The following is a 23,404-nucleotide window of genomic DNA, read 5'->3' as shown; positions in this document are numbered from 1 at the left end:
TTTCACACAATTGCTGTACCAGACCACAACACTTAACAGATTGCGTTAACTGAACAATTGATCATTTACTTATAGAGGCGCCTTCGGGGACTGACATGTACCCAGTTTTCCCAGACGTTTTTCGAGGTAGTTAATAATGGCTTCAGGGCTGTATATCCAACGATCGCCACTTCGGGTACATATTCTCAGACAGGGAACCCGGCTCTCACCGCCGCCTTTCACCAATTCATTGCGATAGGCATCAGCGCGTTCGACTTCTTTGGTCACTGGATGCAGCCCGGCTCTCTCTAAATAGCGCTTAACCGATATCGACGATGGGCACTGCCTGGAATAGTAAAGGTGCATTCTGCGGGATTCGCGATTCAGCAAAGTCTGTTCTTCTGCAGGTCGCTCGATCGGCTTAACCGGAAGGAATCGGTCTACCAGACCGAGTGTTTTGCCTTTGATATGTCTCGTCAGATTCATAACTGCGTCATGGGACCTATGGTCTGATTCTGAAAAAACAGGGCTCTGCTGGCCAACCCTGTGCCGGTAAGCATTTTTGCTCACCAACTGCGGGCATTCTATTCATGGGCGTAAGGATTACTACCCCTTGAGGAAAATATTTATTCAATTTCGGTCAATTATGCGCCGAAGGTCGAATGATTAACTAAAACCACACCGAGCATCATGGCCAACATAGTGACCACAAGAAGCCAGCGCGACCGCTGGCAGAACTTGCATGGTTTCTTTTTCGCCATTACTCAATCACTTTGACACGGTCGAACGATGGCAGACTCGTCCAGGATTCCCAGTGCATCCAGACAGCCACCGCCTTACCCACAATGTTCTTCTCCGGTACGAAGCCCCACATACGGCTGTCTCCGCTGTTACCGCGATTATCGCCCATCATAAAGTAGTGGCCATCAGGAACCGTCCACTCACCTTCAGGGCCACCCCAGAGTGCAGCCTGCCCTGTCTCCCGATCACGCCCGGGCAGCCACTTAACCACAGGGGTCGCGTTGTCCATGGTCTCTTCACCGAGCACCATGGTCGGTGCGTAGGCAGGTTTGCCGCCTAATACTTCTGTCGGCACAGGTTCGCCATTCACCGTTAATCTCAGATCACGATACACAATGTGATCTCCCGGCAACCCAATCACACGCTTGATGAAGTAACGCGAGTCTTCCGGCGGAAAAAACACCATAACGTCACCACGCTGAGGTTGATCTACAGGAATAATAGTAGACCCGTTCCCCGGCACACGCAGGCCATAACTGAACTTGCTGACCAGAATAAAATCACCGACCTGAAGGCCCGGCTCCATCGAGCCCGAAGGTATCTGGAAGGGTTCAAACGCAAACGAACGCAAGACAAAGACCAACGCCAGAACCGGAAAGAACTGCCGGGACTGGTCAATCAGAAACGGTTCTTTCGTCGCTTCCAGGATATTCTCCTGAGACGCACCGCTTTGCTCCAGCGCATCAACACGCTGCTGTCGTTTATGACGAAGAAAGAGTCGATCAACCAATACGACAAGACCCGTCAGGCCCGTGGCCACCATGAGAATCAGGGGTAAATCAAGTTCCATAAAAGTGTCATATTCCTGCTGCAGGCTTACGCTAGACTAGAGGCCGGCCCATGCAACACTGCTGAGGATGCAGATTTGCAGGCGTGTCTGTCCGCTGTTAGGTATGGCATTCTAACTGGCGGTGTTATTGATAGCCACCCGAATAAGGCCTGAAACACACTCAGGTCAGGTAACGTTCTGATGACCCGAATACGTACCCGAGATGGTATAGAGCTGGCCTACGAATCCATGGGGCCAGAAGATGCGCCGCCCGTCATCCTGATTATGGGACTGGGAGCGCAGATGCACGTATGGCCAACCTCATTGTGTCAGCGTTTAGTCGATGCTGGCTTTCGCGTGATACGTTTCGACAACCGTGACACCGGGGCATCGACCTCCCTCGACGAGCACGGTAACCCGAGTCTTATCCGGGTGTGGCTGGGACGCCGTCTGAACCGTAAGCCACGCGTCCCTTATACCCTCAAGGATATGTCCCGCGATGTGGTAGCCCTGATGGATGAACTTGGACTGCCCAGCGCTCATCTCGTCGGCGCCTCGATGGGTGGTATGATTGCGCAGATTCTGGCGGCGAAGAAACGCAAACGGGTCCGAAGTCTGACGTCCATTATGTCGTCAGCGTCAGCGCCAAAAGTCCCCGTCAACCAACTACAGGTAATGCTTAAACTCGCCCGACGGCCCGTACAGCGCAACAGAGATGAGCACTTCCGTTACATCACCCGGATGAGCGAGGTAATAGGCAGTCCGGGTTACCCCATGTCCGAAGCAGAAATACAGCGCCTTGCAGAAACGAGCTGGGAGCGGACATCCAGCCCTCTTGGCTTTAAGCGCCAGCTCGTCGCTATCACTCACGCCGGTGACCGCCGGCGCCTGTTGCAGAAAATCAAGGCACGTACGCTGGTGATTCATGGTGCCGACGACCCACTGATTCCGGTCACCATGGGCATAGAGACGGCTTCGCTGATATCTAAAGCCAAGCTCCGTGTCATTACCGGCATGGGACACGACTTTCCCGAGGCTCTGGTCCCCAGGCTAAGTCGGTTGCTGATCAAACACTTAAACCGTGCAAACAGCGAATGGCAGCAGAAGCTGAAGAAGAAAAAGCGTGCTGAAATCCCGTCGAAGAAAGCAGCCAACGAAGACAGCGGTGACCCGATGGATTGGCTCGAGCCACTGGATAAGCCGGATCAGTCCGGCTGATATCCACTGAACTGACGCGCCATTTCGGCGGCGTAGTTGTCGGTCATGCCTGAGATGTAGTCGAGTGCCCGCATGTAGGCTTCATACAATGTCCAGTCGGCGCCTGGGGCTGACCGTCCCATCAGCTCAATGATGCGCCGGTTACGGAATGTCGCCTTGCCCGTCTGAACATTCTCACGCACAGCACCCAGAAAGTTTTCCAGCAGCACGGACAGAGTGGCATAAGAGCCGACTTCGATCGCAAGCTTTCGACCGTCGTTAAAGATTCGCTCCCGCGCCATCTGCTTGGCACCGCCGACCAGATTGCGGACCTCATCCGGGCAATAATCAATAATGCTGCCCTGCAGAGTGCCACTGAGCAAAGCGTCCTGTTGACGAATAAAGGCACTGGCCACAGCATTGACCATGGCCTCCATCGCCTGACCACGCAACATCTGCAAGCGACGACGAGGGTTGTCCGCTTTCTCGAGGTCATCCAGGATTACCTCCCACTGCTCACTCAGCAGCGGCTGAATCAGATTCTCCACTTCTTCATAACGCAGCAAACCAAGCTCAATACCGTCCTCAAGGTCAATCAGGCCGTAGCAGATGTCGTCGGCGGCTTCGAGCAGATACACCAATGGATGACGACACCACGCGTTCTTGCCAGTCGGCAACAACCCCAGACTGGAAGCGACCTCTTTCAGCACCGGCAATTCCGTATTAAAGCAGCCAAATTTCTTTTCTTCGCCACGCGCAACATAGTCGACCGTCCAGGGGTACTTGAGAAAAGCGCCAAGCGTTCCGTAAGTCAGACGCATTCCGCCCTCAAACCTGTGATACTCCACCTGAGTAACGATGCGGAAACCCTGAGCATTACCCTCATAGGTCTGGAGATCAGCAGCTTCGTCAGGGCTGAGGCCCTCAAGAAAATGCGCGTTACGAGGATCTACAAAAAAATGCCGGATAGCGTCTTCTCCCGTATGTCCGTAAGGCGGGTTGCCGATATCGTGCGCGAGGCATGCAGCCTGAACCATAGCACCAACGTCACTGGCGTCCACGTGCCCCGGCAACTGCTTACCCAGCATCTGCCCTACGCGGATACCCAACGAGCGACCTACACAACCAACTTCCAGACTGTGTGTCAGTCGCGTATGAACATGATCATTCTCACTCAGCGGATGCACCTGAGTTTTTCTGTCGAGACGACGGAAGGCTGAAGAAAAGATTATCCGGTCGTAATCTTTATGGAATGGCGTACGTCCACTTTCCAGAGCGAGGCTTCCCTGTTGCTCACCAAACCGGACTGGTGAGAGCAACTTCTCCCAATTCATCATCGCGACTTGCTCCTGCTGATCCACATTTTTGCCCCTTGCTTTGTATGCTCCGAGTATACCTTGGCATGACACTAATTACCCTTGATTGAGATTCATTTCTGGTTATCCTCATCGCCCTACTCGAAAAAACAGTGTGCGATTATGTTAGTCCGCTACTTTGAGACCATTCTGAAACACCCACTGATCACGCTTCTTCTTGTTGCCACTACCTTATCAGGCCTTGGAGCGGGTGTTGCGAACCTGACGTTTACCAGCGACTTCCGCACTTATTTCAGCGATGAAAATCCGGAGCTTCAGGCCTTTGAAGCCATGGAGGACAGGTTTACGCGGCAGGACAATCTGTATTTTCTGGTTTCCTCACAGGATGTATCGCTGTTTTCACCACGCGGGCTCGAGCTGGTCGAATTCCTGACAGAAAGCGCATGGGCCCTGCCCCATGTACAGCGCGTGGATTCAATGCAGAATTTCCAGAATACCGAGGTCGATGGTGACGAGCTGATCATCGACAATTTTTACCGCATAGATGAACTACCTGACGACCTTCATGCCCTGCAGAAAAAAGCCATCAACCACCCTGATATGTTGCTTAAAAACATCAGCGAGGATGGTGAAGTAACCGGTATCAACCTGACCCTTTACCTGCCGGACGGCGACTCAGCAAAGGCGTCCTCAGAAGCAGTAAATTCAGCCCGGCAGTTTCTGGAACAAGTCCGCCCGGACTACCCTGAATTTCAGATTGAATTGAGTGGCTCTGCGGCATCAAACGTAACCATGGGAGAAGCCATCAGTCAGGACATTAACTCTCTGCTGGTGATCTCCTTCTCAGTAATGCTGGTTATCATGCTGGTCATGCTGCGGACGTTTTCTGGGGTTGTGCTGGTAACGGCGCTTATCGGGATGTCGGTCCTGATTACCCTGGGACTGTTTGGCTGGCTGGGCTACACCATGACCCCACCGACCGGTTTCGTCCCGACCGCGGTCATGACCATCACGGTTGCCGATACCATCCACATCCTCGTGTCTTATTACTATCACCTGCGGGAAGGTGATAACAAACGTGACGCACTGATGAACAGTCTCACGATCAATTTCTCACCCGTGTTTGTTACCAGTATCACCACCATGATTGGGGTACTGGCCCTGAATACCAGCGATTCTCCTCCGTACCGCGACATGGGCAATATGATTGCTGTGGGTGTAATGGTCGCCTGGGCGCTGACCATCACTTTTTTACCGGCGGCATTGCAATTACTACCGGCTCCCACCCGCTATAAGGCTCGTGGACAAAGAGTGTGGATGGATGCCTTTGCCAACCGCGTGATCAAACATCACAAGGTACTATTTGTTGTGATGCTGGCCGTCGTCGCAGGAAGTGCCACCATGGCCAACCGGAACATCATTACGGAACGCTGGCATGAGTTTTTCGACGAATCATTTGAGGTACGCCGTGCCGTCGATCACATTGAAGAATCCCTGAAGGGCCTGCACGCGCTCTACTTCGTCGCCGACTCAAAACAAGCAGACGGCATCAATAACGTTGAGTTTTTAACACAACTGGATGCATTCGATCGCTGGCTTGAAGCTCAGCCCGGCGTTGTCCATGTAAGCGCTCTCAGCGACACGATAAAACGCCTGAATAAAAATCTGCATGAAGACAACGAAGACTGGTATCGCATACCAGAGTCGTCTGAGGCAGCCGCTCAGTATCTTTTACTGTATGAGCTTTCCTTACCTATGGGGCTGGGACTCGATACCACGCTTACCAGTGACCGCAGTGCGACTCGACTCAGCGCGACGCTTGAGCGCACTGACTCAGCGAGTATCCGGGAGCTGGAAGCACGCGCGGTCGAGTGGGCAAAGACACATGCGCCACTGCTTAATATTACTGAGACAACGGGTCTGGATGTGGTGTTCGCCAACCTGACACACCGCAATGTATCGTCGATGCTGGAAGGAACGGCACTGGCATTGGTATTGATTTCGTTATTGATGGTTGCCGCGCTGCGCTCGTTCCGTCTTGGCGTCATCAGCATGGTGCCGAATGTTTTCCCTGCTCTGATGGCCTATGGGCTCTGGGGTATTCTGGTGGGACACGTCGACACCGCCACCTCAGTGGTTGCCTGCCTCTCTTTGGGGATTGTCGTCGACGATACCGTGCATTTTCTGAGTAAGTACAACTACGCGCGCGTGACTCTGGGTCGGAATGTCGAGGATGCGATTCGTTATGCCTTCCAGACAGTCGGCGTCGCCTTACTTATCACGTCAGCAATTCTGGTTGGTGGTTTCACCGTTATGGAGTTTTCACACTTCCTGCCAAGCCGGGCGATGGGACTCTTACTGGCACTGACTATTGCCGTTGCACTGATCATCGACTTTCTGCTGTTGCCGCCACTGCTACTCCTGGTGGACCGGCGCCAGCAATCCACTCTCGATGATGCCGTCAAAGATAAACTGAACGGCCAGAGCGCACAGTAATACCCCCATTACCCGCATAATCACATGCATTCCGGTTACCCCCAGCAAGCGGGTAATCGGAGTTGCAGCAAACAGACAGATCAACGTCAGAATCATAATGGCCAGAATGCACACAACCACGGTGGCTTGCTGATAAATATCGCTGGCGTGGGCCATCATCAGCATAACGGCCCCCATACTTCCGGGCCCGGCAATCAGAGGCAATGCCATGGGGAACACAGAAACATCCTGACGCTCCTGTGTTTCTTCGTCCTCAAGTTCGGTTGTACTGCTGGCCCCCGAAGTCCTCGCAAACACCATTTCGATACCAATCAACAGCAAAATAATGCCACCGGCAGTACGTAATGAGGCCATCGAAATTCCCAGAACGGACAACAAGGCCTCACCCAGGATGGCGAAAATGAGTAAGACTATAGTCGCAACCACAACAGACCGGATCGCCGTTTTCTTACGTTTCTGATCCGAATATTCAGATGTTAACGCCGCAAAAATAGCGGAAATATCAATCGGACTGACCGTCGCAAACAGCGTGGCCAGTGTGATTGCAGCGATTTCTAGCACAACTCAACCTTGTTTTATCCTGTTCAACTTTGACTCTAGCACTCCCCCAAAGTCGACTCCAGTGAATGCCCGTAATCCGGGCGTTAATACCAAGGTCTAGCTGTTCTGCGACATCCCTCAAGGCTAGTTTGGTGAAGTACCAATAAAAACGAGGAGTGGGTTATGGCTTTCCGGTCTGACGAAGATAAAAAGGCCTATTGGCAAAAAAACCTGAATCTGATGTTCGTACTGCTGGTTATTTGGGCAGTCGTTTCATACGGGTTTGGCATTCTGTTGCGTCCAGTTCTGGATGCGATTCCGGTCGGTGGTGTAGGCCTTGGCTTCTGGTTCGCACAACAGGGGTCCATTTATGTGTTCCTGGCCATTGTGTTTATTTACGCCAAAAAAATGCGCGAACTCGATCGTGAGTTCGGCGTTGATGACGACGAATAAGAGGAGCCTGTTATGGATCTGCAAACCCTGACCTATATTGTTGTCGGCCTTACCTTCTCGCTCTATATCGGTATTGCCATCTGGGCACGAGCCGGAACAACGGGCGAATATTATGCTGCTGGCCGCGGCATTCACCCGGTCGCCAACGGTATGGCAACGGCCGCGGACTGGATGTCAGCCGCATCATTTATCTCAATGGCGGGTCTGATTGCCTTTAAAGGCTACGACGCCTCTATCTTCCTGATGGGCTGGACCGGTGGTTATGTGCTGCTGGCACTCTGCCTTGCACCTTACCTGCGTAAGTTCGGTAAGTTCACAGTGCCTGACTTTATCGGTGACCGCTTTTATTCAAGCACCGCCCGTATCGTTGCTGTGATCTGTCTGATCGTAGCGTCGCTGACCTATGTAATCGGTCAGATGAAAGGTATTGGTGTGGCCTTCTCCCGCTTCCTCGACGTTGACTACGCGACCGGCCTGTACTCAGGTATGGCGATCGTATTCTTCTACGCCGTACTCGGTGGTATGAAGGGTGTTACCTACACACAGATTGCGCAGTACTGCGTACTGATTTTCGCTTATACCGTCCCTGCGGTATTTATCTCACTGAACCTGACCGGTAACCCACTGCCTCAGCTGGGCCTGATCGGTGACACGGCTGACGGGACACCGCTTCTGCTGAAACTCGACCAGACGCTGGTTGACCTCGGTTTTGCGGAATACACGGCCCAGAAAGGCGGTACCTTCAATATGATGATGTATACCCTGTCGCTGATGCTGGGTACAGCCGGTCTGCCACACGTCATCATTCGTTTCTTCACTGTACCTAAAGTGAGCGATGCCCGTACGTCTGCTGGTTGGGCTCTGCTGTTCATCGCTATTCTGTACACCACAGCACCGGCTGTTGGCTCGATGGCACGTCTGAATCTGACCAATACCATTCAGCATGGTGAAGTCGGCGATCCGCAAGGCAACCTTGTCTACGAGGAACGTCCAGATTGGTTTAAGAACTGGGAAAATACCGGACTGTTGCAGTTTGAAGATAAGAACGGTGATGGTCGTATTCAGTACTACAACGATGGCAATGCGGAATTCGCTGCGAAAGCCGAAGCCGAATACGGCTGGAAAGGCAACGAGATGGTGAAAGTCGACCGTGACATTATGGTACTGGCCAACCCTGAAATCGCGAAGCTGCCGGACTGGGTGATTGCACTGGTTGCCGCCGGTGGTCTTGCCGCTGCACTGTCTACCGCTGCCGGCCTACTGCTGGCGATCTCAACAGCGATCTCTCATGACCTGCTGAAGCGTACCTTTATGACAGGCATCAGTGAGAAGAGCGAACTCTTATCAGCGCGTATTGCGATGGCCGGCGCGATTCTGGTGGCTGGCTACCTCGGCCTGAATCCTCCGGGCTTCGCAGCGCAGGTAGTGGCTCTCGCCTTTGGTCTGGCTGCGTCTTCGATCTTCCCTGTACTGATGATGGGTATCTTCTCAACGAAGGTGAACAAACAAGGTGCAATTGCCGGTATGCTGGCGGGTCTGTTGAGCACCCTGCTCTACATCTTCAGCTACAAAGGCTTCCTGTTTATTCCCGGCACTGAACTGCTGGCGAATACTCCGGACAACTGGTTCCTTGGTGTTTCACCAGAAGCCTTCGGTGCACTGGGTGCCTTGCTCAACTTCGTCGTGGCGTTTGTGGTATCGAACATGACGGCACCTGTGCCTGACGATATCCGCCAGATGGTTGAAGACATCCGTGTACCGAAAGGTGCAGGAGACGCTCAGGATCACTGATTAAAGCAGTGGTTCTAAACAAAAAAAGCCCCGGCAGTGCCGGGGCTTTTTTTTGGATCTTCAATCGCCTGTTAGCGCAGCGTTTCGACAAATTCGATAACAGGCTCAGCACTGCTGGCCTTAAAAAACAACAGTGGTGACATGGTACCGATAATCGTCACGTGGGACGTACCTTCCAGTTGCTGAATAGCGACATCTTTACCGGCTTCCTGAAGCTTGTCTGCCATGGCAAAGCTGTTTCTTTGCGGGTCAACCAGGTCATCATTTTCAGGAACCAGAAGCAGCGCAGGAACAACAGCCTCGGAAGCAAACTCAATTGGGTTCGAATCTGGCGGATAATCCGGATGAAAGAATACAGGCCTCACCTCTTCGATTTTGATCGGATACAGATCGTATGGTCCGGCAATGCCTACCCAGCCATTTAAGACGTCTGAACGATCGAGATTCTCACGACCAAGCCAGGTCTTATCAAGTGCCATCATGGCCGCATTGTAGGCGCCTGCACTATGGCCAACCAACGTCATTCTCGGGTCAGGATTGTACTCCTGAAGATCCCCGGAGCGGATAATTTCGGATAACTTACGCACGGCTCCGGCGCTGTCGTACAGAAACTCGGGGTAACGCACTTCCGGATAGAGACGGTAGTCAGCAACGGCGACAATATAGCCTTCACTGGCCAGTCGCCGGCCGACAAAGCGGTAGTCGCTGCGAGAGCCACTATTCCAGCTGCCGCCATAAAAAAAGAGAATAACTGGTGTCTTCTCTTCCGGTGGACGACGTTCTTTTTTCTCAGGAAGGTACAGATCGAGCTTGTGGCGTTCGTGCTCACCGTAAGCGATGTCTTTACGAAGATCTGCGTTGTAAACGTTCGAAATTCCGTTCACGAGGCCCAATGGGCTACATGCACTTAAGATCGAGGCTATGGGGAGCCAGATCAATTTTTTCATTAACTCTGAACCTGAGGAGTAAAAGATCCGACATCAACCAGATCAGAAATACAAAAAGCCGGCCCTCGTAAGCAGCCAGCTTTCAGCTTATTGGTAAATCAAAGAACGGCCAGAGCGGCGTCGTAATCCGGCTCGTCGGCAGTTTCACCCACTTGTTCGATATGCAGCACAGAGCCATCCGTATCAACAACCACAACAGAGCGTGATAGCAGCCCGGTCAGCGGCCCTTCAACGAAGGTTACGCCGTAGTTATCGCCAAAACTGGAGCGGAAAGTGGAACCAACGAGTACGTTATCAATGCCCTCGGCGCCACAGAATCTCGCCATCGCAAAGGGCAGATCAGCAGAGATACAGACAACAACAACGTTATCCAGAGACGCGGCTTTCTCATTAAACTTACGCACAGAAGTAGCGCAGGTAGGCGTATCAACAGACGGGAAGACGTTCAGAATAACCCGCTTCCCCGACAGGCTATCAAGAGTCAGATCACTGAGATCTGCGGCTGCAAGAGTAAAACCAGGCGCTTTTGAACCTACTGGTGGCAGCTCACCAGCCGTTGAAAAAGGATTGCCTTGCAAAGTAACAGTTGCCATGAGTCGTCTCACATCGATGAAATGGACGATTACTATGCTATGGCTCGATAGGTCTTTCAATCATTCTTAGTAAAGAAAATCCCGATGGCGACAAAACAGTTCTTTCACCATCGGGAACAAACTCATTGATGAATGATATCGGGGCGCATAGGCGCCAGCGAGCGTATCAGTCGGTTCTGAGCAGTCTGAGGCGTTCCTGCATCATCCATAGCTGCCTGTAGCAGCTCGACTACCCGATTAAACTCCGCCTTTGTTATCTTCATGCCGGCATGAACGTCTTTCATGGAGTCACCGGTATACTCACACGGCCCACCACTTTCATGACAGAACTGCTCAATGAGTTTTTCTCGAAGTCGGGTGATATCCGTGCCTTCGAAAAACTTTACGATGTTCTGGTCGAAAGATATTTCATTAATAAAATTATCAACGATTTTCTCTACGCCTTCTTTGCCACCGAGCTCCTGATAATAATCATCCGCCTGAGCGACATTGAAACAGGCCAGGCCCGTAAACAAGGCAGCAATACAAGTCAATTTTTTAATCATGATACTTCCTTATTTAAACCAGCTTGAAATAGAAAAGTAAAAGCCATCCTGATCTTCGCTACCGGCAATACTACCGAGGTCGGCATACGCCAGAGTCAGATTGACATTTTTATTAGGGAACCAGGCGACGAAAAGATCGCTGAAGCTGTCTTCGTCAAATGCACTCAGGTTATCCGGCTTTTTCCGGTATTCAGCCCCTAGGGCCAGGTCATCCGTCAACAGCACCAGAGCTGATACTTCAGGCTGTAATGTGTAGCCTGATTCATCATCGCCACCGTATCCCAGCAATCCCATCTGGTTAGCCTGCGTTGCCCGCAATGTGGCATTCCATAAAAAGTGATAGCCTGCGACAGCCGCCAGATGAACTTTGGTCGCAGACACGTAGTAATCAATGCCTGAATCGCTATCTTCGGCTCCTACCGCGTCTGCAATATCGCCATCGAGAAGTCGTTTGTACTGAATACCTGCTGCGACTTGTGGTAGAGCACTATAAATAGCATCACCATAAATCCGGTATTTGGCTCCGTAAATTTCCTGCCTCAGATCTCCTGCTACGCCTTTAATCTCGAAGCTTTGCAGAGCAGCACTGATTTCAAACCGATTGTCGTAACTGGCTGAAACCCCATTTACCTTCAGGCGGAAATCCTGCACGTCGGTCGACGTGTGAAATGCACCAATGGAATATTCGCCTTCATCGGCATAGCCGCTGATGACCGCCCATGGAGTCAGACCACCGCCAGCTCCACCCTCAAGCTGAGTGACGCCAGATGTCGCTATCAAGCGTGAACCGGCATTGACATCAGCGACGGCCAGAGTGGATATGGCTACCGCTGTTAATGTGATTAGTTTAGTCTTCATTTTTCCTCCACCAGACGGTCTGGATTAAATTCCTGCAACCATTGCCCCAGTGCATCCCGGGACATGGGTTTAGCAATAAAGTATCCCTGAATATAGTCGCATCCGAGCGTAGCCAGGAAATCAAGAGACTCTTTGTCCTCAACGCCCTCAGCAATCACTGAAAGTCCCAGCTCATGGGCCATGGAAATCGTTGAGCGAACAATAATCTGATCATCTGCACGGCTCGCTAGTCTCAGTATGAAACACTTATCGATTTTCAGTTCGTGTACGGGCATCATCGCTAGCTTCGACAGTGCTGAATAACCGACACCATAATCATCGATCGATAGTCGGAAACCGCGACTACGATAGTAATTGAGTAGATCCAGTGATTTGTCGACATCCGTCATCATGTCCCGCTCGGTGACTTCCAGACAGATATCTGCAGCATCCAGATTATTTTCAATCAGCTTCTGATCAATCAGCACCCGCAAGTTATCGTTGCTCAGATCCTGAGCTGACATATTGATCGATAACTGCAATGAAATTCCGGCTCGCTTCATATCTGCCTGATCGTCCAATACCCGGCCTATTACCCAGGACGTGACCAGGCCAATGAGTCCCGTCTGTTCTGCGAGTTCGATAAACATATCAGGTGGGATAAATCCCTCATCCGGATGAAACCAACGGATCAGAGCTTCGGCTTTCTCAACTTCCCCGGTACGCACGTTGTATTTCGGCTGGTAATACATCTGCAACTGGTCGTCGTCGTTCTGGAGTGTTTCTTTCAGGTATTTAAGAATTTTCACCTTTTTCAGGTGAACTTTATCCTGACCTTCACGGAAGTAATAAAGCGGAGTCGCTGTGGTGATCGCATGCTCTAGTGCGACCTTGCCCCGGCGCAGAAGCTGTGACGGCGATTCCGCCTGATCAGGGTAAACAATAAATCCCGCGCGATAGTCTACCGTCAGACTGAGATCATCTATTTGCATAGGTGCAGCCAGGTCGTTCAACACTCGCTGACAGGAAAGAATTTTCTGCGCCGTCGTTTCCTGATCCTCAGTTACTGGCAGCAGCATTGAAAACTCGTCTGCCGAGTGTCTTGAGGCAATCCCCTCAAGAGCAACTTTCTGTAAGCGCTTAGCAACGGTGACCAGACATTCGTCACCAATCTCTATACCCAGTGTGTCGTTGATGGTTTTAAAACCGACCAGATTTAAGCCGAGGAGAATAAAGCTATCACCACGCTCAGCAATTCCCGAGACGGCTTCAATCATGGCATCACGATTCAATAAACCCGTAAGTGAGTCATGCGATGCCTGATAAAGAATGCGCTCTTCACGTTCCGCCAGGTCCACTTTCATGCGACGGAAAGCCCGCGTAAGACTACCGATATCAGAGCTGGTTACGGGTATTTCAGACATATCGCTGTATACACCACGCGCTATTTCACGTGCTTTTCCCGCGAGAATAATGAGTGGTTTGGTCAATCTATGACTGATAACAAAGCTACCGATCACTGCAATAATCAGGACCAGAACAGCAATAGCCAGAATCTGGTTTCTGATAAATTCATAAGATTTAAAATAGGAGGACAAGTCCTCGGTCATAAATACTTTTACGTTGCTGTCTCCCGAAGAGAGATCAACTTCTCGGCTTGAATATTTCTGCACCCGCTGAAACGGCAATCGCACAAGGCTGTTCAGGTTCTCTGGAGCCCGGATAGCCTCAACAACAGAACTCAGATCCGGAAGCGATGTTTCTACTACCCAGTTGGCCTGCTCGCCGGGTAGACCATTGGCAAAGGTGAGGTGAATATTAGGTTGTGCGATCCATTTACGGATATCTTCCGGACGCACTCTGGTACCAATGCCTGCCATGGCCGTGAGGCGGGGCGCCCGCACTGGAACAAGAGCCATGTGATAGATAGCATCACCTATCACTAAAAAGTCAGCGAACGTTTTACCCGCCCTGACCTCGCCCATGGCCCGATCGTAAGAAAACCTCTGTCCACGAGTAAGTGTTGGCTCGGTCGATGCAACAACGCGTCCATCCAGGTTAACGATTACCATCAGATCCGAGCTCACACGTTCGCCATGATTCTGCAGCATACTGAGAATCGTTTCCGCATCATTGGTGGCTACAGCCTGCTTAAAACCAAAATCTGATACCAGCAAAGAGGCGTTGCTAATCAGTTGCTGCCGGCGGGCATAAATCGCAGAAGTAAAACTCCGGACTCCGTCACGCATCTCCTGATTAACCGTCTCGCGGATTGCGCTACCGCTGCTGAACAAGACCAACAGAAGCACGGTGCAGGACGACACCACGACCAGAGCCGCAGTAAATGTCAGAAGCTGAGCGCGGAGGCTGAATGGCGCACCTTTTGAACCGAGCACCCGATTACCTTCTCATTCCATTGCCAAAACCGCCGTGATTGTGCGAGCTGGCTTTGGTTTCAATTGGTGGGAGTTCTGGGTTAATAGCAATCAGGTAAGCTCTTTCACCGCTCTGATAGTTTTGCAGCCCCTGAGTAGTCAGGGTGATCTGATCGGTTTCGACGGCAGACAAGCGCTCATGCCAGATTCGCACCTCTGTTATATCCCCCGAAGATTCAATAACGGACTCCCCAAGACTGTCGGTGACTGCCGATACAAATTCGGGTGGCGTCACATAGATGTAGCCGATCATGTCATCATGAATATTACACCCAAGCACGACGATACCTGGCTCAGCGAACTCAATCGGTGCTTCGGGTACATCGGCATACAATTTGATCTCAAAGACCTTGGGCGCAGAAAAGGAATACACGTGGTGGCGGATGTTGTCGCTGTTGGGGAAAGAAACAAGATCGTTTTGATTGACGGTAAGTACACGTGGTGCAAACTTCCGGTCTATCTGATCCATCAAAGCAATAGTCTTTGCCACTGGCGCCGGACTGTCCGTTCGGATAGATACCACGGCATGTTCCATAGGCTGTCCAGCCATATCCGTAATCTTGATTCGATACTCCTGCGCAGATGCCCGAAATACGATAAGAAGACAGGAAGAAAGAACGAGTGCCCGAACGAAAAAGCCCCCCAGTATGTCATTCATACGACGCCATGCTCCTAAGTTACAGTCAATACGCTGACAGTTAACGGTTTCCAATTCGATGAACGGCGCACTCGCGACTCGTCGTTGGTTTGCCCATCGCTATATATTAAACGTAGTCAAGAAGTGCCTTTCCCGCAAAGTCTGAATTGGAACGAGCGAGGGTAAAGCGGGCATCAGAGGCTCTCTTTTCGAGCCATCAGGAAGCAGAGTGTCGCTGCAGTTTGATAAACATAAGCGCGGTGGATACCACATCGCCAAGCGCTGTGTGGCGATCAATCACAGGAACGTTCAGATCTCGTGCCAAGCCTTCAAATGTGAGATCAAGGTTCACCTCGGGGATATAGCGACGTTTCTGCCGGACATAGATCTCAGATACTTCAATAAACCGATTGGGTAATTCAAATCCGTAAAGTTCCCGGGTGTAGCGGTTCAGGATCGCTCTGTCATATTCAATGTAGAAACCACAGATCGGACGGTTGCCAACAAAATCGAGGAACTGCTGTATGGCATCTGCGCTCGCAACACCATATATGCGGTCTTCTTGCCTGAGATAGTGAACCCTGACAGCGTCTGGATGGGTAATGGCATCAGAACGAACGGTCAGGTCCAGCGCCGAAGATAGCTCGATTGAGCGGCCACTGACCACCACCGCAGCGAGGCTTAATAACTGCCCCTTCTTTTTGTCGAATTCGCTGGTTTCGCAATCGACCACAACAACATCGTCACCGGTGTAAGGCAGCTCCATATGCGCCCAACGTTCCGGAGGAGGACGATAGCCCGGGAGTCGACGACGAAGCCAAAGAGGTAACCTCACAGGTTCTCCAGATGGTAGTGGCTGATCAGCCATTGTTTGAACTTCTTCACTCGATGCAACCCATGACGTAATAACGATCGGTCAACACTGCGTAACTCAGACACTTTCAGCTGCTGTGTCAGCCCGGGGTTCTTTTCCGCTTTCTCAAGTTGGTGACGCAGCCGTATTCTGAGAAAGAGTACAAGGGAGTCTTTAAGTCCCTGCGCGACATCCGGGCTCAGCACTTCCTGCTCCGAGAGGCGATCAATACGGTCAAATGTATTCGTTTCATAAAGCCCATGCTCGAATGCCAGAGCGCGGACGCCGTGCACCAGAGGGAAGATTCCTCCTTTTTTAATATCAATAGCACCATGATCTTCGCGGATATTCCCCAGCAGGGTCAGCGGTGTTTCAAACTGTAACGCCGGTCGGGCAAACCAGGAGGAGGCAATACTGGATCTCAATGATTCCTGATGCCAGGCACTGCGAACTTCGTCAAAGAGTTCTTTGTTTCCTGCAACAGGTTCAGCATCCATCAGTATGGCCATATTCATCATGGCTTCGGGGGATGAGTTATTCAGCCATTTACCAACACGTGCCCGCCAGTCTCCCGCCGTGTGAATCCAGGCATCGTTAATGAACATGACCCCGCCCGGGCAACGCGGATAACCGAAATCAAGCAACACCTGATGAAGCTTCTGCAGCGATGGCATCAGCGCATCTTTGACATGATCATCACGAATGATGATGGCATTGTCCTGATCTGTTTTCAGGATCTGCTCACCCCGGCCCTCGCTACCCAGCACCAGAAGACAAACCTGAGAATTCAGTTTTTCAGGTACAAGTAACTCGAAAGCTTTTCGGATAAGTCGACGATTTAGCGTCGTGATCAGTGACATAATTGCCATCACTTTGACACCCTGACCTGACAGGTTAGCTATAAGATTCTCCAGACGTCCGGCTGCGACAATCAAATCCTCCAGTGAGCGGGCCTGTTCAATCCGCATGGCCACAATATGAGAGTGCGTCGAAAATGTACTGAGCATATCCATCAGTTCCAGTACGCCGACAATTTCCTGATTTCTGGTAACAACAACGCGTTCAATCTGATGCTGCGTCATTTTAAGCAACGCATTGAAGAGGTACTCCCCCTCCTCCACCGTGACCAGGTCAAAGCAGGCGACATCGGCGACACGTGTGTCTTTTGGAAGAGAATCATTAAGTACAGCATGCAGCAGATCAGAACCTGTCACTATTCCACGACGATCACCGTCACGAACCAATAACGCATCGTGCTTTTCATCTCGCATCATCCCGGCCGTTCGAACCAGAGTCGTCTGGCCGGTAACGTACACAGGCGTGCGCATAGTGTCGCTATCAACCTGCGCCAGAATAAATTCGGAAACCTCTCCGCCTCGCTGCTCCACCAGAGATTGTTGTGTGCCCAGATCTGTTCTGAAATAGACAGAGAAGTCATCTGAGCTATTCAGAAGCTGAATAAAATCCTTTGCTTTCAGGAGATAACACAGAGTTTCTTCTATGGCCGTAAATCTGTGCTTGCAGCTACTTTCCAATACCGCTCGTACATCAAACATGTCTTCGGTGCCGTATTGCGTAAACACTTGGCCATCGCTTCCGGTTTCTTCAACAACGCCCTTATACAGAATATAGATACCCGGTGACGCCTGCCCCACATCAAGAATCACTTCACCAGCAGGAAAAAAAACAAGGTCCAGTCGACTTTTAAGCCACGCCAGCTCTTTTTCACCAAGAAAGCTAAAAGGAGGCTGATCAAGATTAATCTGCAAGCTCATTTGTCACTGTCTCCTTCCCTACGTGACGGGTGGTACCAACGGGATACAAACCACATGACCAACACCGCCACACTCAAAGAAAATAGTGCGGGGTGACGCCAGGAGAAAAAAGATTCTCCACTTCCTGAAAGATTGCCCCAGATCAGAGGGCCGGTAATGACTGCGATCAGGGTTGCTGACAAGCCTGCGAGACCTCCAGACAAGGCTCCAGCTGAAGTGAGCCGGTCACAATACAGTGCCCCCAACAACAAGGGCACGTTCACACTGGCTGAAAATGCAAATGCTAAGCCTACGAGATTAGCGACATTTTCCGTTTGCCAGAGTAACGCCAAAGAAGCTGCGAAGACGACTGTCACGCTTGATGCCAGCCTGTGCAAATGACGCTCATTCCATCGCTTACTACCGCCAATCACGGTTCTGGCATACCAGTCATGAGAAAACGCAGAGCTACCAGTAAGAATTAAAGAGGTCATAACCGAAAATAATACGACCACAAGAATCGCCACAAGCACAGCAGCGAGAAACTCTCCGCCGATAAGTTCAGCCAACCTGACTAATACCAGATTACTGCCTGCTGCTGTTACTGACGCTTCTGGTTGTCCGAGAAGGTGCACTGTAAGGAATCCGAGGAGGATAATCAGTATATAAAATATTCCGATCATCCCTGTGGCATAGAATACCGACATACGTGCTCGCCGCTCATCTGCGACGGAAAAAAACCGACTCATGACATGCGGCAGTCCCACCGGCCCGAGAATCAAAGCAATACCAAGACTAAACAAGGCTAATGGTGAGTCCTCACTAACAGCGCCGTTTACCGGCGGATTACTGGCAAACCATATATCAATACTGAATAATTCAGAAAGGCTGGAACTTACCCTATCAAAGGCAAGCATGGTCAACACAAGCATCAGTATCATGACCAGCCCTGCCTTAATCATCTGTGCGCGAGATGAAAATATCATTCTCCCTGTCAGCGCCGTGACTAGTGCCACACCTGTAAGGCCGGCCAGAACGATTTCATACTTCACACCAAAAATATAATTGAGTAGCCAGGTCATGGCAACCAGCTGGGCAGAGAGATAAATCACTACGACAGGGAAATACCCCAGGGTAGCGACAAGCACAATACGAGGGTCTGAAAATCTACTTTTAAGAACATCAGCCAGAGTAAAATGTCCGATTGTTCTCAGCTTATCTGCAAGCAAAATCAGAATAATCGGCCAACCAGAAAAAAATCCGACGGCATAGAGAAGTCCGCTGTAACCAGAAAACAGTATCAGACCAGTAATGCCCAGTAATGATGCTGCTGACAGATAATCTCCTGTAATAGCGAGTCCGTTCCTCAGACCGCCATACTCGCGACCTGTGGCGTAGAATTCAGCGGCGGTGCGAATCCGATTAGCACTCCAGATCATCAGAATCATTAAAGGAAGTGCAGTCAGGACAAAATACAGTGCCGTATTACTCATCAGCATTAAACCTCGACGTCCTGCCTGATCCGTTCGAGCTCATCATCAAATACAGTGTTCATTTGTTTGACGTAAACGCCAGTCACCAGGAACTGAAACAGGATAAGCATGATGGCTGCAGGAATGAGCCAAGGAGTCGGATTCTGTGCACTGACCGGCTGCAACAGTACCTGAGGGAAAGAGACAAAGACAAAAAGAAAACTCAGGTAACAGGTAAGCAACACGACGGCGACACTTGCACGATACTGCCGGATACGGACCCGCAATCGCTGATACTCTGGATGTATCAGAAGCTTCGCACGATACTCTTTGGCGTTCGAGTTTTGACTGAAGTTGAGATGCGAGGGCATTGGCCGGTCCCGGGCAAATACTGGACTATCAGTTTACCGCCTGAGCTGGCTTTTCTCTGCCCTACCATAGTAGAAGTGAAAAGCTCTATCATATCGCTGCGTTCTGGCCCAATAATTGAAGATGCATCTGATGAAAATAGTGTTAGGCTGAAAGAAAATAACCGGAAAAATGTATGATTCCTGACTGGCATCTACTGCTTCTTTCACTAGCTTATATCGCCATTCTCTTCGCAGTTGCCTGGTACGGCGACAAGCGTGCGATTTCAGGTAACCCCGTCCATAACCGCCCACTGGTGTACAGCCTTTCACTCGCAGTCTACTGCACGTCCTGGACGTTTTACGGTGCGGTCGGTCAGGCCGCCAGCAGTGGCTGGCTGTTTATGGCGATATATGTCGGCCCGATTATATTTCTGTTGCTGTTATGGCCACTCCTCGAACGCATTATCCGTATCACCAAAGAGAAGCGCCTGACATCTATCGCCGATTTTATTGCCACCCGATATGGTAAAGACCATTCACTGGCCATTCTGGTCACAGTGGTTGCAGTTGTTGGGGTGATTCCGTATATCGCGCTGCAATTAAAAGCCATTTCGACGACCTACGAGTTACTGACCCAGCCGCTAGGGTTCAGCCACCCTATTCCCGAACTGATATTTCAAGACACGGCTTTTTATATCACTCTGCTGATGGCACTTTTTGTCGTCATGTTTGGCACCCGGGATATTGATGCCAGCGAGCAACACCCCGGCATGATACTGGCTGTCGCATTTGAATCTGTCGTAAAGCTCGTCGCCATGGTGGCGGTCGGCCTCTGGGCGATTTATTCACTTTATGATACGCCAGGCGATGTGGTGCGTATTGCCCGAGAAACGGACCCTAACCATCCGCTGTTTAACAGCAGTTTCATCTCTGTCTCCTTTATGCTCCAGACTTTGCTTGCCGGCATCGCCATTCTTTGTTTACCGCGACAGTTTCAGGTAGGAGTAATCGAGAACGAGTCCACAGGCCACATCCAGTCGGCACGATGGATGTTTCCTCTCTACCTGGCACTCATGTTGTTATTTGTTGCGCCACTGGCACTCTCCGGCCATCTGTTTATGAAAGACCTTGGCTTCTCGCCCGACTCATACGTTGTCAGCCTGCCATTGACCATGGGGGCAGACGCTTTAGCCATGTTTGCCTTCATCGGTGGCGCCAGTGCTGCCACGGGTATGATCATTGTCGCAACCATTGCGGTCAGCACCATGATTTCAAATGAAGTCGTGCTGCCTGTTATTTTCCGCCGTCAGCAACGTGACGGACAGCAGCTGGAATCTGTTCAACAGCTGGTTCTGACAGTCCGTCGTCTTGTTATTGGTCTGCTTCTGTTGAGTTCATATGTCTTTTACCGCTTCGCCGGAGGGCTGGAGTCTCTGGCAGCGATCGGTCTTCTGTCGTTCGCTGCCATCGCTCAGTTCGCGCCCGCGCTGTTTGGCGGATTACTTTGGCAAGGCGGTAATCGTCAGGGGGCCATTGCGGGTATTCTCGGTGGCATATTTATCTGGTTTCAGCAGCTGTTCTGGCCCGTTGTCAGCCAACAGCTGGGCGCAGACAGCGTCGATGTGCTCATACCATACGCCCTGCTAGGTTTCGATATGGACGATTTCAGCTTCGCTGTCATTGTCAGCCTGATGGTTAACATCACGCTATATATTGTATTTTCTGTGGTCTCTACAGCTCCTGTAAGAGAGCGTATGTTGGCGAACGAGTTCACCAGTATGCGTGCAGCACCGGAGCGACGCCCGAAAAGCAGCCTGGACTGCAAAGTCGACGATGTCAGGGTCGTTCTGGAACGTATTCTTGGTCAGGAAAAATCTGATAGCTTCTTCCACGTTTATCAGGGAACGCACGGCCTTCAGTACGACAATGCCGCCGCTTCAAATGAACTCTTACATGATGCTGAAGAGCTGCTCGGCTCTGTCGTAGGGTCATCTTCTGCACGATTGATTTTTTCTACTTTATTGGGCGGCGAGCAGATCCAGCTCAAGGATCTTACTCTTCTCGCCAGCGAAGCATCTAACGCCTATGCTATGAGTCGGGAACAACTCCAGGCAGCGCTGGAAAATATTCGACAAGGTGTCAGCGTTATTGACCGCGACCTCAAGCTCGTCGCCTGGAATAACCGCTACTCCGAGCTCTTTGAATACCCCAGTGGCTTCATACACGTAGGTAAACCTATAGAAGACGTCATTGCTTACAACGCCATGCGTGGCTTCTGTGGCGAAGGCGAAGTCGAAGAACAAGTGCAACGCCGCATGCAATTCCTGAGAACAGGATCCGCGCACGAGTTTGAACGACAACTACCGAACGGTGTCGTCGTTTCCATGCAAGGCCATCCAATGCCGGACGGAGGCTTCGTAACGAGCTTTACAGATATTACCGTTCACCGGCAAGCGGAGCGTGCTCTCAAAGAGGCGAACATCAGCCTTGAACGTCGGGTAGAAAAACGCTCCGAAGAACTGGATGAACTCGCTGCACAGCTGATTGAAGCCAATCAGAGTAAAACACGCTTCCTTGCAGCTACGGGCCATGATCTTATGCAGCCGCTGAATGCGGCTAAGTTGTTTGCCTCTACTCTGGCCCAACAATCTCTTTCAGAAAAACAAAGTGAACTATTGCAGCACCTTGAAGGGTCTTTGCAATCTGCAGAGGAAGTACTCTCGCATCTTGTCGAAATATCCAAGCTTGACTCCGGTAATATGGAACCGAAACCTATGCCTGTGTCATTGGAGAGGATTCTTAAACCGCTTCGCGACGAGTTCGGTGCGCTCGCGCAGGAGCGTGGTATCAAATTAACCGTCCGCCATACCACTGCCTGGGTAATAAGTGATGCTCACTGGCTACGCAGGATCATTCAGAACTTTATCAGTAACGCTGTCCGTTACACCGAAAGTGGCGGTATTCTGGTTGGCTGTCGCTTTCGTGGTGACACCCTCAGATTAGAAGTCTGGGATACAGGCCCTGGAATACCGGATGATAAAGTAGAAGAAATATTCCGTGAGTTCCGCCGTCTCAATAACACACGGCAAGACAGTAAGGGGCTGGGGCTCGGGCTTGCGATTGTTGAGCGTATGGCAAAGCGGATGGATCATCCGATTCAGGTAACATCTAAGCCAGGAGCAGGAACCTGTTTCGCTATTACTCTGCCCTTAACCGCAGCTCAGGCTGAAGAGGCGGTAGCAGTTCATACCACGCCGCAGGCTGCCAGCTTCGCGCATCTGAAGGCCTTCTGCATCGATAATGATCCGGAAGTCCTGGAAGGCATGAAAGCTCTGCTCTCAAGCTGGGGCTGCGACATTTTCGCAGCCCAGAATGAAATTGATGCGGAAGATATCCCATTTAAACCCGACATCATGCTGGCTGATTTTCAACTGGACGGCGATGTTACGGGGCTGGATGTGATGTCGCGACTGCGGGAAAAGTTTGGTGATATTGAAATTCCGGGCATTCTGATTACTGCAGACCCGCGCACACAAGTGGCTGAAAAAGCGAAACAGGATGGTTATCAATTCCTCGGTAAGCCTGTAAGACCGGCATCCCTCAGGGCATTGATGCGCCGCATTGCCAAACACTGATACG

General features: G+C 51.1%; 19 protein-coding genes. 5 read left to right on the top strand and 14 right to left on the bottom strand.

The genetic code is table 11. The features are described 5' to 3' along the window. Positions 1–69: 69 nt before the first annotated feature. Both BW941_RS02440 and lepB read right to left on the bottom strand, forming a co-directional pair. A complete protein-coding gene (locus tag BW941_RS02440) occupies positions 70–465 on the bottom strand; it encodes a glutaredoxin family protein (protein WP_068442029.1) in 396 nt (131 codons plus the stop codon). A 274-nt stretch (positions 466–739) separates the two neighbouring features. Then, positions 740–1,570 carry a signal peptidase I gene (gene lepB / locus BW941_RS02435; protein WP_076514097.1) on the bottom strand — a complete coding sequence of 277 codons (831 nt, stop codon included), beginning with the start codon at positions 1,568–1,570 and terminating at the stop codon, positions 740–742. A gap of 180 nt (positions 1,571–1,750) precedes the next feature. Between lepB and BW941_RS02430 the strand changes: the two genes are divergently transcribed. Next, the gene (locus BW941_RS02430) at positions 1,751–2,767 is read left to right on the top strand and encodes an alpha/beta fold hydrolase (protein ID WP_076514096.1); all 1,017 of its coding nucleotides are present in this window, start codon (positions 1,751–1,753) and stop codon (positions 2,765–2,767) included. Here the strand turns inward: BW941_RS02430 and BW941_RS02425 are convergent. Continuing rightward, the gene (locus BW941_RS02425) at positions 2,755–4,080 is read right to left on the bottom strand and encodes a deoxyguanosinetriphosphate triphosphohydrolase (protein WP_076514188.1); all 1,326 of its coding nucleotides are present in this window, start codon (positions 4,078–4,080) and stop codon (positions 2,755–2,757) included. The genes BW941_RS02430 and BW941_RS02425 overlap by 13 nt on opposite strands. Positions 4,081–4,224: 144 nt before the next feature. Between BW941_RS02425 and BW941_RS02420 the strand changes: the two genes are divergently transcribed. Beyond that, positions 4,225–6,558: an efflux RND transporter permease subunit gene (locus BW941_RS02420; protein WP_076514095.1), complete on the top strand. Its 2,334-nt coding sequence runs from the start codon at positions 4,225–4,227 to the stop codon at positions 6,556–6,558. Here BW941_RS02420 and BW941_RS02415 read toward each other — a convergent pair. Continuing rightward, a complete protein-coding gene (locus BW941_RS02415) occupies positions 6,478–7,119 on the bottom strand; it encodes a MarC family protein (protein WP_068435166.1) in 642 nt (213 codons plus the stop codon). The genes BW941_RS02420 and BW941_RS02415 overlap by 81 nt on opposite strands. Before the next feature lie 162 nt (positions 7,120–7,281). On the opposite strand from BW941_RS02415, the gene BW941_RS02410 reads away from it, so the two are divergent. Further along, positions 7,282–7,551, top strand: coding sequence for a DUF4212 domain-containing protein (locus BW941_RS02410; protein ID WP_076514094.1), 270 nt, complete (start codon positions 7,282–7,284; stop codon positions 7,549–7,551). A gap of 12 nt (positions 7,552–7,563) precedes the next feature. After that, positions 7,564–9,342, top strand: coding sequence for a sodium:solute symporter family protein (locus tag BW941_RS02405; RefSeq protein ID WP_076514093.1), 1,779 nt, complete (start codon positions 7,564–7,566; stop codon positions 9,340–9,342). A 71-nt stretch (positions 9,343–9,413) separates the two neighbouring features. On the opposite strand, the gene BW941_RS02400 is transcribed toward BW941_RS02405, so the two are convergent. The 10 genes from BW941_RS02400 to BW941_RS02355 all read right to left on the bottom strand — a co-directional run bounded on the left by BW941_RS02400 (position 9,414) and on the right by BW941_RS02355 (position 19,786). Continuing rightward, complete coding sequence (locus tag BW941_RS02400; RefSeq protein WP_245820022.1) at positions 9,414–10,226, bottom strand: alpha/beta hydrolase; 813 nt, start codon at positions 10,224–10,226, stop codon at positions 9,414–9,416. A gap of 161 nt (positions 10,227–10,387) precedes the next feature. Beyond that, positions 10,388–10,882 (bottom strand): thiol peroxidase, encoded by a 495-nt coding sequence (gene tpx, locus BW941_RS02395; RefSeq protein WP_076514091.1) that lies wholly within the window; start codon positions 10,880–10,882, stop codon positions 10,388–10,390. Between the two features lie 122 nt (positions 10,883–11,004). Then, a complete protein-coding gene (locus tag BW941_RS02390; RefSeq protein ID WP_068435155.1) occupies positions 11,005–11,427 on the bottom strand; it encodes a group I truncated hemoglobin in 423 nt (140 codons plus the stop codon). 9 nt (positions 11,428–11,436) lie between these two features. Continuing rightward, positions 11,437–12,285, bottom strand: coding sequence for a DUF3034 family protein (locus BW941_RS02385; RefSeq protein ID WP_076514090.1), 849 nt, complete (start codon positions 12,283–12,285; stop codon positions 11,437–11,439). Next, on the bottom strand, positions 12,282–14,660 hold the full coding sequence (locus BW941_RS02380) for a bifunctional diguanylate cyclase/phosphodiesterase (RefSeq protein WP_076514089.1): 2,379 nt from the start codon (positions 14,658–14,660) through the stop codon (positions 12,282–12,284). The genes BW941_RS02385 and BW941_RS02380 overlap by 4 nt, the downstream gene beginning before the upstream one ends. A 4-nt stretch (positions 14,661–14,664) precedes the next feature. Beyond that, positions 14,665–15,357 carry a cupredoxin domain-containing protein gene (locus tag BW941_RS02375; RefSeq protein WP_084188523.1) on the bottom strand — a complete coding sequence of 231 codons (693 nt, stop codon included), beginning with the start codon at positions 15,355–15,357 and terminating at the stop codon, positions 14,665–14,667. A gap of 196 nt (positions 15,358–15,553) precedes the next feature. Further along, positions 15,554–16,171 carry a 3'-5' exonuclease gene (locus BW941_RS02370; RefSeq protein ID WP_175607846.1) on the bottom strand — a complete coding sequence of 206 codons (618 nt, stop codon included), beginning with the start codon at positions 16,169–16,171 and terminating at the stop codon, positions 15,554–15,556. Next, positions 16,168–17,964: a DUF294 nucleotidyltransferase-like domain-containing protein gene (locus tag BW941_RS02365; protein ID WP_076514087.1), complete on the bottom strand. Its 1,797-nt coding sequence runs from the start codon at positions 17,962–17,964 to the stop codon at positions 16,168–16,170. Before BW941_RS02365 ends, BW941_RS02370 begins: the two co-directional genes overlap by 4 nt. Continuing rightward, entirely contained in the window at positions 17,961–19,436 is a 1,476-nt protein-coding gene (locus tag BW941_RS02360; protein ID WP_175607845.1) for a solute symporter family protein, read from the bottom strand. Before BW941_RS02360 ends, BW941_RS02365 begins: the two co-directional genes overlap by 4 nt. Before the next feature lie 5 nt (positions 19,437–19,441). After that, positions 19,442–19,786, bottom strand: coding sequence for a DUF485 domain-containing protein (locus BW941_RS02355; RefSeq protein WP_068435142.1), 345 nt, complete (start codon positions 19,784–19,786; stop codon positions 19,442–19,444). A 173-nt stretch (positions 19,787–19,959) separates the two neighbouring features. Here BW941_RS02355 and BW941_RS02350 point away from each other — a divergent pair, with 173 nt between their 5' ends. Next, positions 19,960–23,400, top strand: a complete 3,441-nt coding sequence (locus tag BW941_RS02350) for a PAS domain-containing hybrid sensor histidine kinase/response regulator (protein ID WP_076514085.1) — start codon at positions 19,960–19,962, stop codon at positions 23,398–23,400. Positions 23,401–23,404: the final 4 nt, after the last annotated feature.

This window comes from Thalassolituus maritimus (genome assembly GCF_900156675.1).
Lineage (GTDB): Bacteria > Pseudomonadota > Gammaproteobacteria > Pseudomonadales > Oceanobacteraceae > Thalassolituus > Thalassolituus maritimus.
Note: the sequence above shows the minus strand (reverse complement) of the source record. Positions and strands in the feature narration are given on the sequence as shown.

Coding starts and splice junctions, on each gene's coding strand:
- BW941_RS02440 (WP_068442029.1), bottom strand. CDS start 465: ATGAATCTGACGAGACATATCAAAGGCAAAACACTCGGTCTGGTAGAC.
- lepB (WP_076514097.1), bottom strand. CDS start 1,570: ATGGAACTTGATTTACCCCTGATTCTCATGGTGGCCACGGGCCTGACG.
- BW941_RS02430 (WP_076514096.1), top strand. CDS start 1,751: ATGACCCGAATACGTACCCGAGATGGTATAGAGCTGGCCTACGAATCC.
- BW941_RS02425 (WP_076514188.1), bottom strand. CDS start 4,080: ATGAATTGGGAGAAGTTGCTCTCACCAGTCCGGTTTGGTGAGCAACAG.
- BW941_RS02420 (WP_076514095.1), top strand. CDS start 4,225: ATGTTAGTCCGCTACTTTGAGACCATTCTGAAACACCCACTGATCACG.
- BW941_RS02410 (WP_076514094.1), top strand. CDS start 7,282: ATGGCTTTCCGGTCTGACGAAGATAAAAAGGCCTATTGGCAAAAAAAC.
- BW941_RS02405 (WP_076514093.1), top strand. CDS start 7,564: ATGGATCTGCAAACCCTGACCTATATTGTTGTCGGCCTTACCTTCTCG.
- tpx (WP_076514091.1), bottom strand. CDS start 10,882: ATGGCAACTGTTACTTTGCAAGGCAATCCTTTTTCAACGGCTGGTGAG.
- BW941_RS02390 (WP_068435155.1), bottom strand. CDS start 11,427: ATGATTAAAAAATTGACTTGTATTGCTGCCTTGTTTACGGGCCTGGCC.
- BW941_RS02385 (WP_076514090.1), bottom strand. CDS start 12,285: ATGAAGACTAAACTAATCACATTAACAGCGGTAGCCATATCCACTCTG.
- BW941_RS02375 (WP_084188523.1), bottom strand. CDS start 15,357: ATGAATGACATACTGGGGGGCTTTTTCGTTCGGGCACTCGTTCTTTCT.
- BW941_RS02365 (WP_076514087.1), bottom strand. CDS start 17,964: ATGAGCTTGCAGATTAATCTTGATCAGCCTCCTTTTAGCTTTCTTGGT.
- BW941_RS02360 (WP_175607845.1), bottom strand. CDS start 19,436: ATGAGTAATACGGCACTGTATTTTGTCCTGACTGCACTTCCTTTAATG.
- BW941_RS02355 (WP_068435142.1), bottom strand. CDS start 19,786: ATGCCCTCGCATCTCAACTTCAGTCAAAACTCGAACGCCAAAGAGTAT.
- BW941_RS02350 (WP_076514085.1), top strand. CDS start 19,960: ATGATTCCTGACTGGCATCTACTGCTTCTTTCACTAGCTTATATCGCC.